We start from the raw sequence: 15,657 nt of genomic DNA on the forward strand, positions 1-15,657 counted from the left end.
AGGTTAAATAAGCTTTCAAAAATAGCTTGATACACTAAAGCTATTTTAAGCAGGCAATGAATATGAAAGAAAACGCTAAAGAAAAATAAAAAAAACAGCGTATGATTTACTCAATGGAATTTTAGATGATGCAGACAAGATGATCCGTAATGATTGGTCACGTGCCGAAATACAAGAAATTTATGACTTGCCTTTAATGGATTTACTGTTTCAGGCACAGCAAATTCATCGCCAAAACTTTGAACCGAATACTGTTCAGGTCAGTACTCTGCTTTCAATTAAAACGGGCCGTTGTCCGGAAGATTGTAAATACTGTTCGCAATCTGCACATTATGATACTGATCTGGAAATTGAAAAACGCGTAGAAGTACAAAAGGCGATTGCTGAAGCCAAACAGGCCAAAGCTTCCGGTTCGACCCGTTTCTGCATGGGCGCAGCATGGCGTAATCCGCATGAACGCGATATGCCGTATGTGCTAGAACTGGTGCAGGAAGTCAAGAAACTGGGCATGGAAACCTGTATGACTCTAGGGATGCTGAATGCCTCACAAGCGGAACGTCTGAAAGATGCAGGGCTAGATTATTATAACCACAACCTTGATACCTCACGTGAATATTATGCCAATGTCATCAGTACACGTAGCTTTGATGACCGCTTAAATACGCTTGATCATGTACGTGATGCCGGAATTAATGTCTGTAGTGGCGGTATTGTCGGCTTGGGCGAAGGCGTACAAGACCGAGTCGGTTTGTTGTTTGAACTAGCGACTATGCCGATTCACCCGGGTTCGGTGCCCATAAATATGCTGGTTCCTATTGAAGGCACACCACTGGCCGATGTTGAAAAACTGGATGTGATTGACTGGATTCGTACTATTGCGGTAGCACGGATTATTATGCCGAAGAGTTATATCCGCTTGTCGGCAGGTCGTGAATCTCTCTCTGACTCTGATCAGGCACTGGCATTTATGGCTGGAGCTAACTCATTATTTTCAGGTGATAAATTGCTTACTGCCCCGAACAGTGGTGAAGGTAAAGACAAAGCCTTGTTTGCTAAATTAGGCTTAAAAGCTGAAGCTGCCAAGAAAACAGCTAAAGAATTGGCTGTAGATGCGATGCAACCTGCTTAATTAATCGTGTAACAAACAGGGATCATTTCAACTTGAATTGGTCCCTTTTTTATTGGAACAGACAAAAATGAAGATACTGATGATTACGGGTTGGGGGCTAGGAACAGCGGTCTTAACCCCGTTTGTAGAACAGTTGCGGCAGCAGCATCAAGTTGAAGTATGGGATATTTTTGATCCTAACGTGGAAAGTCTTTTGGCCGAAAAAGTCAGGCAGGCGAGTTCGTTTGATGTCTTGATGGGATGGTCTTTGGGTGGACAGTTGGCACTTTTGCTGGCTAATGAAATCCAGCAACAACTGAAAATTGCCAAGCCAGTGATTTGCTGTATGTCAAATCCCTGTTTCGTGGCTAATGAAGCATGGCCACAGGCGATGCCAGTTGAACAATATACACAATTTAAATCTTCCATACTGGCTGATCCAAAACGCGGGATGCAGCGCTTCTGTACCTTGGTCACTTTAGCTGGTGCAGCAGCGCGTGAACGTGCAAAATTATTGCACCAACAGTTAAATAGTATTGATTTAAACTATCAGATTAAGCATCTTTATCTCTTGCATCAATTAAATCTGGTGGATATCCTAAAAAATCATTCAGTCAAGATGCTATTTATATTTTCCGAGAACGATATGTTGGTTCCTTGCAAAATTAGTCAAGAATCCGTGTTTTTAACAACCCAAAATCTGAATTTGGTAAAAATACAGGGCACACACGATGCCATCCTTTTTGATTCCAAGTTACTCGTTGAGCCAATTTTAAAATTTTTAGCCGATCTGGCTTAAGCACAAAGAGATTAGTAGCTCCTGACATTTCATTTTCAGGTTTAACGCGCTAAGATCAGTTTTAGTTTTAATAATTAGGGTGAATTCTGTGCAGGACGTTTTTGATCAACAGCATATTTGGCATCCTTATACCTCTATGACACAACCTTTGCCATGTTACAAAGTTAAAGCTGCACATGGTGCAGTCATTGAACTTGAAGATGGTACCCAGCTGATTGATGGCATGTCGTCCTGGTGGTGCACAATTCACGGTTATAATCATTCAGAACTCAATCAGGCTGTAACAAAACAATTAGAGTCGATGTCACATATCATGTTTGGTGGTTTGACTCATCAGCCTGCGATTGATGTGTCTAAACTGCTACTCGAGATCACGGCGCCTGAACTGGATAAAATTTTCTTTGCTGATTCCGGCTCGGTCGCGGTTGAAGTAGCGTTGAAAATGGCTGTGCAATATTGGCATGCGCGTCAGCAACCGCAAAAAACTAACTTTGTTACCACACGCTCTGGCTATCATGGCGACACCTGGAATGCCATGTCGGTTTGTGATCCTGTAACTGGTATGCATCAAATTTTTGGTTCGAGTTTGCCGAACCGTTTATTTGTTCCGGCACCTCAAAGCCGTTTTGATGGGGCATGGCAACCCGAAGATATACAGCCACTTGAGCGCCTGCTGGTACAGCAGCATCAACAGATTGCTGCCATGATCATCGAGCCGATTGTGCAAGGTGCAGGGGGGATGCGTTTCTATCATCCAGAATATTTAAAGCAAGCTAAGTTGTTGTGTGAAAAGTACGATGTACTGCTGATTTTAGATGAAATTGCCACCGGTTTTGGCCGCACTGGAAAACTATTTGCTTATGAACACGCTCAGGTCACACCAGACATTATGTGTATCGGTAAGGCATTGACTGGTGGTTATATGACCCTGTCAGCGACCTTAACCACTCGCCATGTAGCAGAGACGATTTCAAGTGGTGAAGCGGGTGTGTTTATGCATGGCCCAACTTTTATGGCTAATCCGTTGGCCTGCGCGGTCGCATTGAAAAGTACCCAGCTGTTACTGGCTCAAGACTGGCAGACGCGTATTCAACAGATTGAAAGTACACTAGAACAATATTTACTGGATTTAAAATCCTTGGCACAAGTCAAAGATGTGCGTGTCCTCGGCGCAATTGGCGTGGTTGAGCTACATCGAACTGTTGATTTGGCTCGTTTTCAGGCTGAATGTGTATGCCGTGGCGTCTGGATTCGTCCTTTTGGCCGTCTGGTCTATGTCATGCCGCCATATGTAATTTCAACACAGCAACTTGAAACTTTATTAAAGCATATGCGGGAGATGATTCAGCAGATAGAGACAGTAGCATGAACCATCTTGAGCATTTCCAGCAGCAGCTAGATGACTTGAAACAGCAAGGGCAATATCGCCAGTTTAAGTCCAATATTTCTAGCCAGCCACGATTGCAACTCAATGGTCAAGAGATGCTGAATTTGGCATCCAACGACTATTTAGGTCTGGCATCCAACTTAACGCTACGTGAGGAATTTTTTGACCTCACGCCGATGTCTGAGCGACATATGAGTTCAAGCTCTTCACGTTTACTGACGGGAAACTTTCCCAATTTTGAACAACTTGAAGCACAGATGTCACAGGCTTTTGGAAGTTCAGTACTGCTGTTTAATAGTGGTTATCACATGAATATCGGGATTCTTCCTGCGCTCAGTAATGCTAAAACCATGATCATTGCTGACAAACTAGTACATGCCAGTATTATCGACGGGATTCGTTTATCCAAAGCTGGCTATGTGCGTTACCGCCATAATGACCTGCAGCATTTGACTCAGTTTTTAGAAAAATATCAGTCAGATGAATCTATCCAGCGCATCATTGTGGTAACTGAATCAATTTTCAGTATGGATGGGGATGAAACAGATTTAGCTGCTTTGGTGGCATTAAAACAGCAGTTTGCAAAAGTCATGCTCTATGTCGATGAGGCACATGCAATTGGTGTGCGCGGTGAACGTGGATTGGGCTGCGCAGAACAGTATCAAGTATTGGACCAGATTGATTTCCTGGTCGGTACCTTTGGCAAGGCTTTGGCTTCAGTTGGTGGTTATCTGGTCTGTGCGCCAGTGATTCGTGACTATCTGATTAATAGCATGCGACCTTTAATTTTTAGTACCGCCCAGCCGCCACTATGTATGGCCTGGACTAGATTTATTTTTCAGAAGGTACAGCAGCTTCAGGCGGGACGAGTACATTTGGCAGCATTGGCTGTACGCTGTCAGCAGGGCATTCAAGACTTGGGATATCACTGTCCGTCAACCTCGCAAATTGTGCCGGTACTGATTGGTGAGGCAAAACGCACCATTCAGGCGGCTGAAATTATGCAACAGCAGGGATTTTATGTGCTACCAGTACGTCCGCCAACGGTTCCTGCCAACACCTCCAGACTCAGAATCTGCCTGAATCAGAACATTTCTGCGGATGAGCTGGACGCATGTCTGCAGGTGCTGAGGAATTTGCCGCGATGAACAGCAAACAGATTGCCCAGCGTTTTGCTCAGGCAAATCTCAGTTATGAGCAGCATGCGCTGGTACAAAGTGCCGTAGCGGCAGAGTTGATGCAGTTCATGCAGCAGCATGTAGCACAACCACATTTGCAACGGGTATTGGAAATTGGCTGCGGTTCAGGGTTTTTTACCCGGCTTTTTATGCAGTATTACAGCTTTGATCATTTATTTTTAAATGATCTATATGCCGAAGTGAAGCAGCATTTCCCGGAAGATGATCGGCTTTTGTGGGGGATTGGTAATATTGAAACCTTGCCACTGCCGCAGTCTCTGGACATGGTGCTGTCGTGTTCTGCATTGCAATGGATCTCGGATTTAAAAGCATTGTTGCTCAACATTGCGCAGGCCTTAAATCCCTCTGGGCATCTGTGTTTTGCCAGTTATACGGACAATAATTTAAAGGAAATTAAGGCACTGACCGGACAAGGCCTGGATTATCTGTCTTTAGCGGAGGTCTGTGAACTGCTTGAATCCTTAGGCTTTGACATTCTGCTGCAGACAGAAGAACAGATGACCTTGCATTTTGAGCATCCGAAACAGGTGTTACAGCATATCAAAGCCACTGGTGTACAGGCGACGGCACAGGGGTTTCGGTGGACAAAATCGTCCTTACAGGATTTTTATACCGGCTATCAACAATTCCAAGACCCTGAAAGCAAACAGTATGCACTGACCTATCATCCGGTTTATGTCATTGCACGGAAGACAGCATGAGCGCACAGATTTATTTTGTCAGCGGCATTGATACCGCAATTGGTAAAACCTTTACTACTGGTTTTCTGGCCAAAAATTGGAATGAGCAGGGCATTCGTACCATAACCCAAAAGCTGATCCAGACCGGAAATGTCGATATATCAGAAGATATCGAACAGCATCGTGCAATTATGGGTTGTGGATTGTTACAGGAAGACCAGCAAAAACTGACCATGCCGGAAATTTTTACGTATCCGGCTTCACCGCATCTTGCTGCGCGACTGGATGGGCGAGCCATTAACTTTGAACAGATTCATCAGGCTACCGAACAGCTGGCTGCGGCCTACGACTGTATTTTGCTGGAAGGTGCCGGTGGTCTGATGGTGCCCTTAACCGAAGAGTTCCTGACTATTGATTATATTCAGACACATAATTATCCGGTGATTCTCGTCACTTCAGGGCGTTTAGGCAGTATTAATCATACCTTACTGAGTCTTGAGTTGTTAAAACTCCGCGGGGTTCAATTATATGCCATTGCTTTTAATCATGCAGATAACTCCAAAGATCCCTTGATCGCTGAAGATACCATTGCTTATTTAAAACAGTATTTGCAGCGTGATTTTGCTGATACGACATGGGTTGATATTCCAGCTTTAAATTTAGCCCTGTCTTCTCATAAGTAAGTGATCCGCTTGCAGCGAGGCTGATGTGAATGCTTAAATATTGAGGTTGCGCCACTGTAAATTGAATCTGATAGCCATATTTGTTTAACACCATTTTCATCAAATATAAGTCTAGCCCATGCCCATTTTGCTAGGGAGATTTATGCCAGAAACGCTGTCCCAATTATGCATATCTTCAACCTTTGATTATCATTATGAATGATCAGCACACATGCAGCATAGCAATTGAAATGGTGTTTGCCTGTGCATGCAATAGAGCATTGTTAAGTAGGTTTTTAAAGACGGTATCTAGTTCAAAATCGGGTAGGGCAACTCGGGTCAGGCTCGGTCAGTCAATTGTTAAACTGGGTTCAATTTCCGGATAAAGCGACTGTAAATCGGCAATCACCTGAGTCAGGAGCCGTGGAATTTCAATACTGTACTAGATATCACTCAGTACTTGATCGGTAGATGAAAGTGCTAGAAGCTGTTCCAGTAGCTGGGTACATCGGCGGATACCAAGGTGTACCTGCTGCAAGCTCTGTTGCAATTTGGGCGAGCTTGCCTGTTGTTCTGCTATCAGTTGTGCAAGCTGAATATGAGTTTTGATCGCGGTTAAAGGACTACGCAATTCATGGGCGGCGTATGAACTAAATACTTTTTCATTTTCCGGATTTTGATGCAGTTTATGTATTAAGTGCTTAGAGTTTTGAGCAAAGGACTGTACCTTGGAAGGCATTACTTTGGCATCTAAGGTTTTTAAATAGTGAGTAGCATCATTCACTGATAAATTTGGCTGACTTAAAAGGTTGAAACTTCATCTAAGGCTTTAAGCTCTCGACGAATAATCAAAACGATTAAGTCTATACATAGCAATAAAGACAAAATTATTGGTATTAATACCGATTATAAAATCTTTTTGAGCAATTATCCACGTAGGAACATCCGCTCTGCTACCACCACTTGAATATCCTCACGACGTAACACATAACTGAGCCTCACCTTGTTGCTTTGTACTAAAGCCAACTACTTGGTGGCTTAAATCTTTCGGTGCACCTCGGGTTTTTGCTACCACATGCTGAACGACACTGACGTCAGAGCCAAATAAAGACACTTTATAGGCAATCAACTGCTCTTGATTGGTGGAATGAAGTTGTTGGGCTAGTACATTTTCATCCAAGTTTTGCATCGGCAGTTGTTGAGTCAATCGAGCGACCATTGGATGGCTGAATCAAACCAAATTGATGTATTTCCTTGACTGAGCAAGGCTTTATTGTAGGTAGATCAACTGGTTGTACGATAGATCTTGGGTGCAGACCTCTTCATTTAGAAATTATATTCCCCAAGAAGCTTTCAGTGGTAGGTTTGTGCAACAAAGCCTCTTGCAAATAAAGGCTATCAAGGGATTTATACATTGTATCCAAATAGTTTATGGCCATTAAAAGCAAAAAAGCACTAAAAACCAGATCTCGAGCTAAAACTTTATAACCAAGAAATCAATAAAAGAAGAATTGGGATTGAACAGGTATTTGGAACTTTGAAAACCTTCAAAATCCTTGCCGAGCGATATCGCAACCCTGGCAAAAGACTAGGATTAAGATTTAATTTAATTGTGGGAATCTATAATTTTGAGCTGAGTAAAAAGTGAATTATGAAAGAAATCTAATATATAAAATTTTAAGAGATTATAAAAATTGGTCATACCAAAAAATAAATTAAATCTTTTATATTGTGTTTTTGGGCTAATATTACTAATATCGCCAATACAAAATGCACATTTTATCTCTTAAACACTAAATTGGTCATACCAATTTAGTGTTTAAGTACAATAAACTGTTCAATCTAGTAGTTAAGCATTTCAAGGAGTAGACAATGCTTCAACAGTGGCAACAAATTTATGATCCTATAGGCAATATCTGGATTTCGAGTGCTATTGCGCTAGTTCCAATTATTTTCTTTTTTTTAGCGTTAGCTATTTTTCGCATGAAGGGTAGTGTAGCCGCTACAATTACCGTTTTTTTAGCCTTTCTGGTCTCATTATTTTTATACAAAATGCCAATTGGAATGGCATTAGCATCAATGGTCTATGGATTCTTCTACGGCCTGTGGCCAATTGCATGGATTATTATCGGTGCAGTTTTTATATATAAGATTTCAGTAAAAACAGGACAGTTTGATGTTATTCGTTCGTCTATTCTGTCAATTACAGAAGATCAACGTCTGCAAATGCTATTAGTTGGGTTTGCTTTTGGTACGTTTTTAGAAGGTGCGGCAGGTTTTGGTGCGCCCGTCGCAATTACTGCGGCACTGTTGGTGGGACTCGGCTTTAAGCCTTTATATGCGGCTGGGCTATGCCTGATAGTTAATACTGCACCTGTTGCTTTTGGTGCAATGGGAATTCCGATCATTGTCGCTGGGCAGGTTTCAGGTGTTGACACCATGGAAATCAGTCAAATGGTTGGTCGTCAGTTACCCTTTATGGTGCCAATTGTATTGATCTGGATCATGGCAATCATGGATGGTTGGCGTGGGGTTAAAGAAACTTGGCCTGCTATTTTAGTTGCCAGCTTATCTTTTTCTTTAGCGCAATATCTAACATCAAATTTTGTTGGGCCTGAGTTACCCGATATCACTGCTGCAATTGCATCATTAATCAGTTTAACTATCTTACTTAAGTATTGGAAACCAAAACATATTTTTCTTTTTGAGGACAAAAATATACAGGTAGATGAAACTATTATCAAGCAAGCTCGTAAACAATATAGTGTGGCACAGATAGCCAAAGCCTGGTCTCCATTTCTGATACTTACAGCAATGGTGACGATCTGGAGCATCAAACCTTTTAAAGATTTATTTGTTAAGGACGGCCCATTAAGTGATTTAGTAGTTTCAATTAAAGTGCCGTATTTGCATCAATTGATTCAAAAGCTACCACCTGTCGTGCCTGAAATTAAAGATTATGATGCGATTTATAAGTTTGATTGGTTATCAGCAACGGGTACGGCGATTATATTGGCGGCATTGATCACGATTATTTATTTAAACATGAAACCTAAAGAGGCAGTTTCGACATTCTTTGAAACCGTGAATGAACTAAAAACCCCAATTTATTCGATTGGTATGGTACTGGCTTTTGCGTTCATTGCAAACTATTCAGGTCTGTCAGCAACGCTTGCTTTAGCACTGGCACATACGGGTCAGGCTTTCACCTTCTTCTCACCATTCTTGGGTTGGGTTGGAGTGTTTCTTACAGGTTCAGATACTTCAGCTAACGCATTGTTTTCAGCGTTACAAGCAACTACAGCACAGCAAATCGGTGTGCCTGAAGTCTTGTTAGTTGCTGCCAATACCAGTGGTGGAGTAACAGGTAAGATGATTTCCCCTCAATCAATCGCGATTGCTTGTGCAGCAGTGGGTTTAGTTGGTAAAGAATCTGATTTATTTAGATTTACAGTAAAACACAGCATTATCTTTACGGTGATGATTGGTATTATTGTGACCTTACAAGCTTATGTTTTCCCGTGGATGATTCCGTAAACGGGTCAAGGAAAAAAATGAAAGTCTCCGACAAAGTGGTACAGCGTTTACGTCTGTTGATTGAAAAAAATAATGTGCAAGTCGGAGAGCGATTGCCTGCTGAACGCCAACTCTGTGAACAGTTAGGTGTGTCTCGTAGCTCTTTACGTGAGGCGATTCAACAACTGATTACCGCAGGGATTATTCAGAGCAAAGCGGGTGCAGGCACCTATTTAAAGCAGTTGCCTGCACATTGGTCACAGTATCAAATCGTTGAGCCATTATCCGGTTTGATGGATCAGGATCCTGAATATCGTTTTGATGTACAAGAAGCTCGTATGGTGCTTGAAGGTGGTACAGCATGGTATGCCGCACAACGTGCCACACCCAGTGATTTGATCAATATTCGTCAATGTTTTGAGCAGATTAGCCATTTTCAGGCTTTAGGTGATGATGCCCACGCAGCAATAGCGGATGCGAATTTTCATCTGGCGATTGCAGAAGCATCCCACAATCTAGTGCTGATCCAAATGATGCGTAGTTTGTTTGATTTATTGCAAGACAACGTGATGTTAGGGCGACGTAAAGTTTACACCACACCACAACATTTTGAACAATTGCATGACCAGCATTTTGAGGTGATGGACGCAATTGAACGTCAAGACTCAGAGACTGCACGTAAGGCAGCTTGTGGGCATATTGAATTTGTTGTTCAACGCGTACGTATGATCGATGAAGAAGAAGCTCGTCGTCAACGTTCGAGTCGATTAAATAGGACATAAGTTATGATTATTTCTTCTGCAAATGACTATCGTGAAGCTGCGAAACGTCGTTTACCGCCATTTTTATTTGAATACATCGATGGTGGTGCCTATGCGGAATATACTTTAAAGCGTAATGTAGACGATTTATCAAAAATCGCTTTACGTCAACGTGTGTTAAATGACATGTCTGAGCTGAGCTTAGAAACGCAATTGTTTGGTGAAAATTTGGCGTTGCCAGTGGCATTGTCACCTGTAGGTCTAACGGGTATGTATGCGCGTCGTGGTGAAGTTCAAGCCGCGGTTGCCGCAGATAAAAAGGGCATTCCATTTACCTTATCAACAGTTTCAGTTTGTCCAATTGAAGAAGTGGCACCTGCGATTCAACGTCCGATGTGGTTTCAACTGTATGTACTACGTGACCGTGGTTTTATGAAAAATGCCTTGGAACGTGCTAAAGCCGCAGGCTGTTCTACCTTAGTATTCACAGTCGATATGCCTGTTCCAGGTGCGCGTTATCGTGATGCACATTCAGGAATGAGTGGTAAAAATGCTGCAATACGTCGTTATATGCAATCGTGTATGCACCCACACTGGGCTTGGAATGTCGGTTTATTGGGTCGTCCGCATGATTTGGGTAACATTTCGAAATATTTAGGTAAGCCGACAGGTCTGGAAGATTATATCGGTTGGCTGGGAAATAACTTTGACCCTTCAATTTCTTGGAAAGATCTTGAGTGGATTCGTGATTATTGGGAGGGTCCCATGGTTATTAAGGGGATTTTAGATCCTGAGGATGCCAAGGATGCGGTACGTTTCGGAGCAGATGGAATTGTGGTCTCCAATCACGGTGGTCGTCAGCTTGATGGTGTTTTGTCTTCTGCTCGTGCGCTTCCTTCAATTGCAAGTGCGGTCAAAGGTGACATCAAAATTTTAGCAGATTCAGGGATTCGTAACGGTCTTGATGTGGTACGTATGTTGGCTATGGGTGCAGATATTTGCATGCTTGGTCGTGCATTTGTATACGCACTTGGTGCTGCCGGCGGTTCTGGGGTAAGTAATTTACTAGATTTGATTGAGAAAGAAATGCGTGTGGCAATGACATTGACTGGTGCAAGAACCATTGCAGATATTACATCGGATTGCCTGGTCAAGCTAGAGAAAGAGTAAGCGATTTAATTACTCACATTACTAAGGCTTTGCCAACTTTCCTTTGAAAAAAGAGATTTTTATCTGAATAATTTGGGTAAACAAAGCTTCCTTTTGAAAAAAACCAACCTTGGCAAGAGTCACCGACATAAAATACACTAAATAACATAATTGGTACGTTAATAAACTCTATATATAACAGTTATATAGAGTTTTTATTTTGTGTGACGTAATTTAAGGTGGGGTCGGATACTTTGATTTTTGGTCACTAATTTATTGTGATAATCAACAATAATAACCAACATACATATGCTTAATCTAAGGGTATTTTACTGACTGGTATAATTTTATGATGAGAGGGGTGTTGCCTGAGGTTACGGTTTCTGTTTGGCCTTTTGGCGTAAGACGTACAAATATAAGCTTTCTACTTTTTCACGTGCCCATGGTGTGGTACGCAAGAATCGTAATGATGATCATGAAGATAAAATCAAAAAATACAGATTTTTGTGTAAATCCTGAGTAGAATTCGACTTATTTTTTCTGCAGTAAAAAAGCATCTTCTCACTATGCTGCTTTGCAAGGACGTTTTATGCTCGCGCTAGATATACAACATGTTCGAATGAAACAACACGCCACTGATAAGGCACAAGCGTTGCAATGTCTAGTCGATATCTTGGTCGAAGACCAATTGGTTACACCTGATTATATTCATGGGTTGACCGTGCGCGAACAACAAAGTGCAACGTATTTAGGGCAAGGAATTGCCATTCCGCATGGGACGCCTCAGTCTCGCCAATGTATTTTAAAAACTGGTATTCGTCTGGCACACTTTCCTGAAGGAGTTGTTTGGGACGGTGAAAATAAAATTTATTTAGCAGTGGTGATTGCTGCGAAATCAGATGAGCATTTGCAAGTCTTACAAATTTTGACGCGAGCTTTAATTAATGATGTCGCTGATCAAGTGAAACAGGCTCAATCTGCAGAGCAAATTATTTCATTATTACAAGCCCAACCCGCATCTTTGGCATTGCATGAAAATTTAATCGCCACCCAAGTTCCCGCACTTGATGTAGAAGATTTAATTTGGCAGGCAACACAGTTGCTGAAACAGCAAAAAATGGTGGAGTGTGGTTTTCTGTCGGGTTTAAATCTAAACAGCATGATTCATTTAGGGGAGGCGGTCTGGTCGATCACTTCTAACCAGCATGTTTTGAGCCCAGCTGTAAGTTTGGTAAAAGCGGAACAGGTTTTAAGCCATCAGCAGGAAATGCTCAAGACTTTGGTGTGTATTGCCAGTAATGAGCAACTGGATATGCAACGGTTTCAACGGTTAATGGATATTTTGTTTGATACTGAACAAGTTCATACCCTCAACCAAGAGCAAGATAGTCACCAATTGGCGCAGTTAATTGGTGCTGAACTGATTCCTGATTGGCCATCTCGTCGTATTGTCTTAGCTAACGCTCATGGTCTACATGCGCGTCCCGCGACACACTTGGTCAATATGACCAAGAAATTTGCAGGGGATATTCTCGTTGCTGTAGATGAGGGGGCTTACGTTTCGGCAAAAAGTTTAACCAAATTATTAGCCATGGGATGCCGTCGTGGTCAAACTCTGACTTTTATTGCACAACCTGATACCGATGCTGTAGCAGGCTTAGAACAGATTATTGATGCAGTTCAACAGGGCTTAGGAGAAGAGGTTGAAGCTGTTGACCTTGTATCTCATCAGCATAGCAGTAGTGACCCAGTCGTAAATACTTTGGAATTAATGCCTTTTGAATCACATGGCGATACGGGTAGCTGCGGTATTGCTGCATCAACTGGCCTTGCTTTTGGTCCTGCACATGTGGTGAAGCCACGTGAATTTAGTTATGAACGTCGCGGACAGAGCTTTAAAGCTGAGAATGAAAAGCTTGAAATTGCGCTTCATCAGGTGAAAAATAGCTTACGTCAATTCATTGCACATACTGAATCTACTGCCATTAAACAGATATTCATGGCACATTTGGAAATGCTGGATGATCCAGACCTCCTCCAAAGTGTACAACGCGGTTTAAAACAAGGGTTGTCTGCTGCTGCAGCTTGGCATGATCATATTGAAGTAGCTGCTACCGCACAGGCTGCACTTAGCGATCGTTTACTGGCAGAGCGTGCGGCTGATTTAAGGGATATTGGTGAGCGTGTTTTGGCTGCTTTGTGTGGTGTGGCCGATGTCACAGAACCCGAGCAACCTTATATTTTAATTATGCATGATGTTGGTCCGAGTGATGTAGCGCGTCTGAATAAAGATCGTGTTGCAGGCATTTTGACCGCGGTTGGTGGAGCGAGTGCCCATAGCGCCATTGTGGCACGTGCTCTGGCTATTCCAGCAGTCGTAGGTGCAGGTGTAGCTGTTTTAAATATTGAGAACCATGCCACCGTGCTAATTAATGGGGATACTGGGGAGTATGTGGTCTCACCCGAGCAAAATCAGATTGATCATGCCATTGCAGAGCGCCAACGCCAGCGTGAGTTGCGAGAACAAGCGGAACAGCATTGTTTAGAACCTGCCATCACACTGGATCAACATCAAGTTGAAATCGCAGCCAATATTGGCAAAGTGGGCGCTACGATACAGGCTGTGGCCGATGGGGCAGAAGCAATTGGTTTGCTACGCACAGAATTGGTCTTTATGTCACACAGCAGTGCGCCTGATGAGGCTACACAGGAAGCCGATTATCGGGTGGTGTTAGATGCTTTGGCAGGTCGTCCATTGGTGGTACGTACACTTGATGTGGGCGGGGACAAACCTTTGCCGTATTTGCCTATTGAAAAGGAAGAAAATCCATTCTTGGGCTTACGTGGTATTCGTCTGACTTTACGTAAGCCAGAGTTGTTACGTCAGCAATTGGTTGCTTTACTTAAAGCAGCGGATAATCGCCCATTAAGAATTATGTTTCCGATGATTGGGCGGGTTGAAGAATGGCGAGCAGCAAAAGCAATTTTGGATGAGGTTCGCATACAGCATCCATGTGAAAACTTACAAGTCGGTATTATGATTGAGGTTCCTGCGGCAGCATTGTTGGCTCCAATTCTTGCTCAAGAAGTTGATTTTTTTAGTATTGGAACCAATGACTTGACTCAATATACTCTGGCGATTGACCGTGGTCATCCACTGTTGTCTGCTGAAGCTGATGGCTTACATCCGAGTATTTTGCTATTGATTGATCAAACTGTTCGGGCAGCACATCAGCATGGTAAATGGGTGGGCATTTGTGGTGAATTGGCTGCTGATCCAAAAGCTGTGCCTGTATTGATAGGCTTGGGCGTGGATGAGTTGAGTATGTCGAGTACCAGTATTCCATTGGTGAAGGCGCAAATTCGTGGTTTGAACTATATAAATTGCAAACAGGTCGCACAGCAAGCCTTAAGTTGTGACAGTGCGTCTGCCGTACGTGCATTGGTGGAGTAATTACGAATGGCTAAGATATTAAGCATTACTCTGAATCCTGCAATTGACCTCACCGTGCAATTGGATCAACTAAAAGTTGGCGAGGTCAATCGTCAGTTAACGGCCCAAAGCCATGCAGCAGGTAAAGGCTTAAACGTGGCACAGGTCCTTAAGGATTTGGGACATGAACTGATTGTGAGTGGCTTTTTGGGGCAAGAAAACCGTCAAATTTTTGACCATCATATCCAGCAAGAGCAATTTGATAACCAATTTATTTATGTTGCAGGTGAAACACGACAAAACATTAAAGTTGCAGAAGCTTCTGGTCAGATGACTGACATCAATGGCAAGGGCTTTTTTGTAGATACCTCAGCAAAACAACAACTATGTGAACGTTTATCTCAACTGATTTTAGAGGTTGATGTGATTGTGATTGCTGGCAGTTTGCCACAAGGGTTTTCTGCAGAAGAGCTTTCGACACTGATTTTATGGTTACAGTCTGCGGGTAAAAAAGTCGCAGTAGATACCAGTGGTGTTGCGTTGAAAGCAGCAATTGCTGCCCATCCTTGGTTGATTAAGCCTAATACAGATGAGTTGACGGAAACCTACCATTTGCCAGCAGAAACGTTTGCAGAACAGCAGCATCTTTTTGCCAGTTTAAATAGTCAGATCGAACATATTGTGGTCTCGATGGGTGAAAACGGGGTGAACTGGCTTCACCGCACGCAACCCCTGCATGCTACTGCACCGAAGGTCACCGTCCAAAGTACGGTGGGTGCGGGAGATTCCTTGCTGGCAGGTATGATTCATGGCTTGTTGAGTTCAACTTCCCCAGAAGAAACATTGAAAACAGCAACCGCAATTGCGAGTAATGCTGTGACCCAAATTGGGTTTGCCCTTCCAGACTTTGCTGTTATTGAAGATTTGAAATCGCAAATCTCAGTCCAATCATTGAGTTAATAC

The 15,657-nt window shown here is 42.7% G+C and carries 13 protein-coding genes and 3 pseudogenes; 12 read left to right on the plus strand and 4 right to left on the minus strand.

What is annotated here, in order from left to right:
• Nucleotides 1–139: 139 nt before the first annotated feature.
• The 6 genes from bioB to bioD all read left to right on the plus strand — a co-directional run bounded on the left by bioB (nt 140) and on the right by bioD (nt 5,856).
• Entirely contained in the window at nt 140–1,129 is a 990-nt protein-coding gene (gene bioB / locus LOZ91_RS08790; protein ID WP_005093784.1) for a biotin synthase BioB, read from the plus strand.
• Nucleotides 1,130–1,196: 67 nt separating this feature from the next.
• Nucleotides 1,197–1,907 (plus strand): alpha/beta hydrolase, encoded by a 711-nt coding sequence (locus LOZ91_RS08795; protein ID WP_244783051.1) that lies wholly within the window; start codon nt 1,197–1,199, stop codon nt 1,905–1,907.
• Between the two features lie 88 nt (nt 1,908–1,995).
• Nucleotides 1,996–3,276 (plus strand): adenosylmethionine--8-amino-7-oxononanoate transaminase, encoded by a 1,281-nt coding sequence (bioA, locus tag LOZ91_RS08800; protein ID WP_244783052.1) that lies wholly within the window; start codon nt 1,996–1,998, stop codon nt 3,274–3,276.
• Entirely contained in the window at nt 3,273–4,442 is a 1,170-nt protein-coding gene (locus tag LOZ91_RS08805; protein ID WP_074382703.1) for an 8-amino-7-oxononanoate synthase, read from the plus strand. Before bioA ends, LOZ91_RS08805 begins: the two co-directional genes overlap by 4 nt.
• Nucleotides 4,409–5,194 carry a malonyl-ACP O-methyltransferase BioC gene (gene bioC, locus LOZ91_RS08810; RefSeq protein ID WP_004733124.1) on the plus strand — a complete coding sequence of 262 codons (786 nt, stop codon included), beginning with the start codon at nt 4,409–4,411 and terminating at the stop codon, nt 5,192–5,194. Before LOZ91_RS08805 ends, bioC begins: the two co-directional genes overlap by 34 nt.
• Entirely contained in the window at nt 5,191–5,856 is a 666-nt protein-coding gene (bioD, locus tag LOZ91_RS08815) for a dethiobiotin synthase (RefSeq protein WP_004733123.1), read from the plus strand. The genes bioC and bioD overlap by 4 nt, the downstream gene beginning before the upstream one ends.
• 421 nt (nt 5,857–6,277) lie before the next feature.
• On the opposite strand, the gene LOZ91_RS08820 is transcribed toward bioD, so the two are convergent.
• The 3 genes and pseudogenes from LOZ91_RS08820 to LOZ91_RS08830 all read right to left on the minus strand — a co-directional run.
• Complete coding sequence (locus LOZ91_RS08820; protein WP_244783054.1) at nt 6,278–6,574, minus strand: histidine kinase dimerization/phospho-acceptor domain-containing protein; 297 nt, start codon at nt 6,572–6,574, stop codon at nt 6,278–6,280.
• Nucleotides 6,575–6,808: 234 nt separating this feature from the next.
• On the minus strand, nt 6,809–7,042 hold the full coding sequence (locus LOZ91_RS08825) for a hypothetical protein (RefSeq protein WP_225554309.1): 234 nt from the start codon (nt 7,040–7,042) through the stop codon (nt 6,809–6,811).
• Between the two features lie 23 nt (nt 7,043–7,065).
• Nucleotides 7,066–7,161, minus strand: a pseudogene (locus tag LOZ91_RS08830) (IS5/IS1182 family transposase); the annotation flags it as partial.
• A 160-nt stretch (nt 7,162–7,321) separates the two neighbouring features.
• Between LOZ91_RS08830 and LOZ91_RS08835 the strand changes: the two are divergent.
• The 4 genes and pseudogenes from LOZ91_RS08835 to lldD all read left to right on the plus strand — a co-directional run.
• A pseudogene (locus LOZ91_RS08835) lies at nt 7,322–7,483 on the plus strand (transposase); the annotation flags it as partial.
• Nucleotides 7,484–7,707: 224 nt separating this feature from the next.
• On the plus strand, nt 7,708–9,372 hold the full coding sequence (gene lldP / locus LOZ91_RS08840) for an L-lactate permease (protein WP_004282148.1): 1,665 nt from the start codon (nt 7,708–7,710) through the stop codon (nt 9,370–9,372).
• A gap of 17 nt (nt 9,373–9,389) precedes the next feature.
• Nucleotides 9,390–10,133 (plus strand): transcriptional regulator LldR, encoded by a 744-nt coding sequence (gene lldR, locus LOZ91_RS08845; protein ID WP_004282146.1) that lies wholly within the window; start codon nt 9,390–9,392, stop codon nt 10,131–10,133.
• A gap of 3 nt (nt 10,134–10,136) precedes the next feature.
• Entirely contained in the window at nt 10,137–11,282 is a 1,146-nt protein-coding gene (gene lldD / locus LOZ91_RS08850; protein ID WP_004282143.1) for an FMN-dependent L-lactate dehydrogenase LldD, read from the plus strand.
• Nucleotides 11,283–11,635: 353 nt separating this feature from the next.
• Here lldD and LOZ91_RS08855 read toward each other — a convergent pair.
• A pseudogene (locus tag LOZ91_RS08855) lies at nt 11,636–11,734 on the minus strand (VF530 family DNA-binding protein); the annotation flags it as partial.
• A gap of 116 nt (nt 11,735–11,850) precedes the next feature.
• Here LOZ91_RS08855 and ptsP point away from each other — a divergent pair.
• Complete coding sequence (gene ptsP, locus LOZ91_RS08860) at nt 11,851–14,715, plus strand: phosphoenolpyruvate--protein phosphotransferase (RefSeq protein WP_004733121.1); 2,865 nt, start codon at nt 11,851–11,853, stop codon at nt 14,713–14,715.
• A gap of 6 nt (nt 14,716–14,721) precedes the next feature.
• Nucleotides 14,722–15,654, plus strand: coding sequence for a 1-phosphofructokinase (gene pfkB, locus LOZ91_RS08865; RefSeq protein ID WP_244783055.1), 933 nt, complete (start codon nt 14,722–14,724; stop codon nt 15,652–15,654).
• Nucleotides 15,655–15,657: the final 3 nt, after the last annotated feature.

This window comes from Acinetobacter sp. F-1, assembly GCF_022869025.1.
GTDB classification, from domain to species: domain Bacteria; phylum Pseudomonadota; class Gammaproteobacteria; order Pseudomonadales; family Moraxellaceae; genus Acinetobacter; species Acinetobacter pseudolwoffii.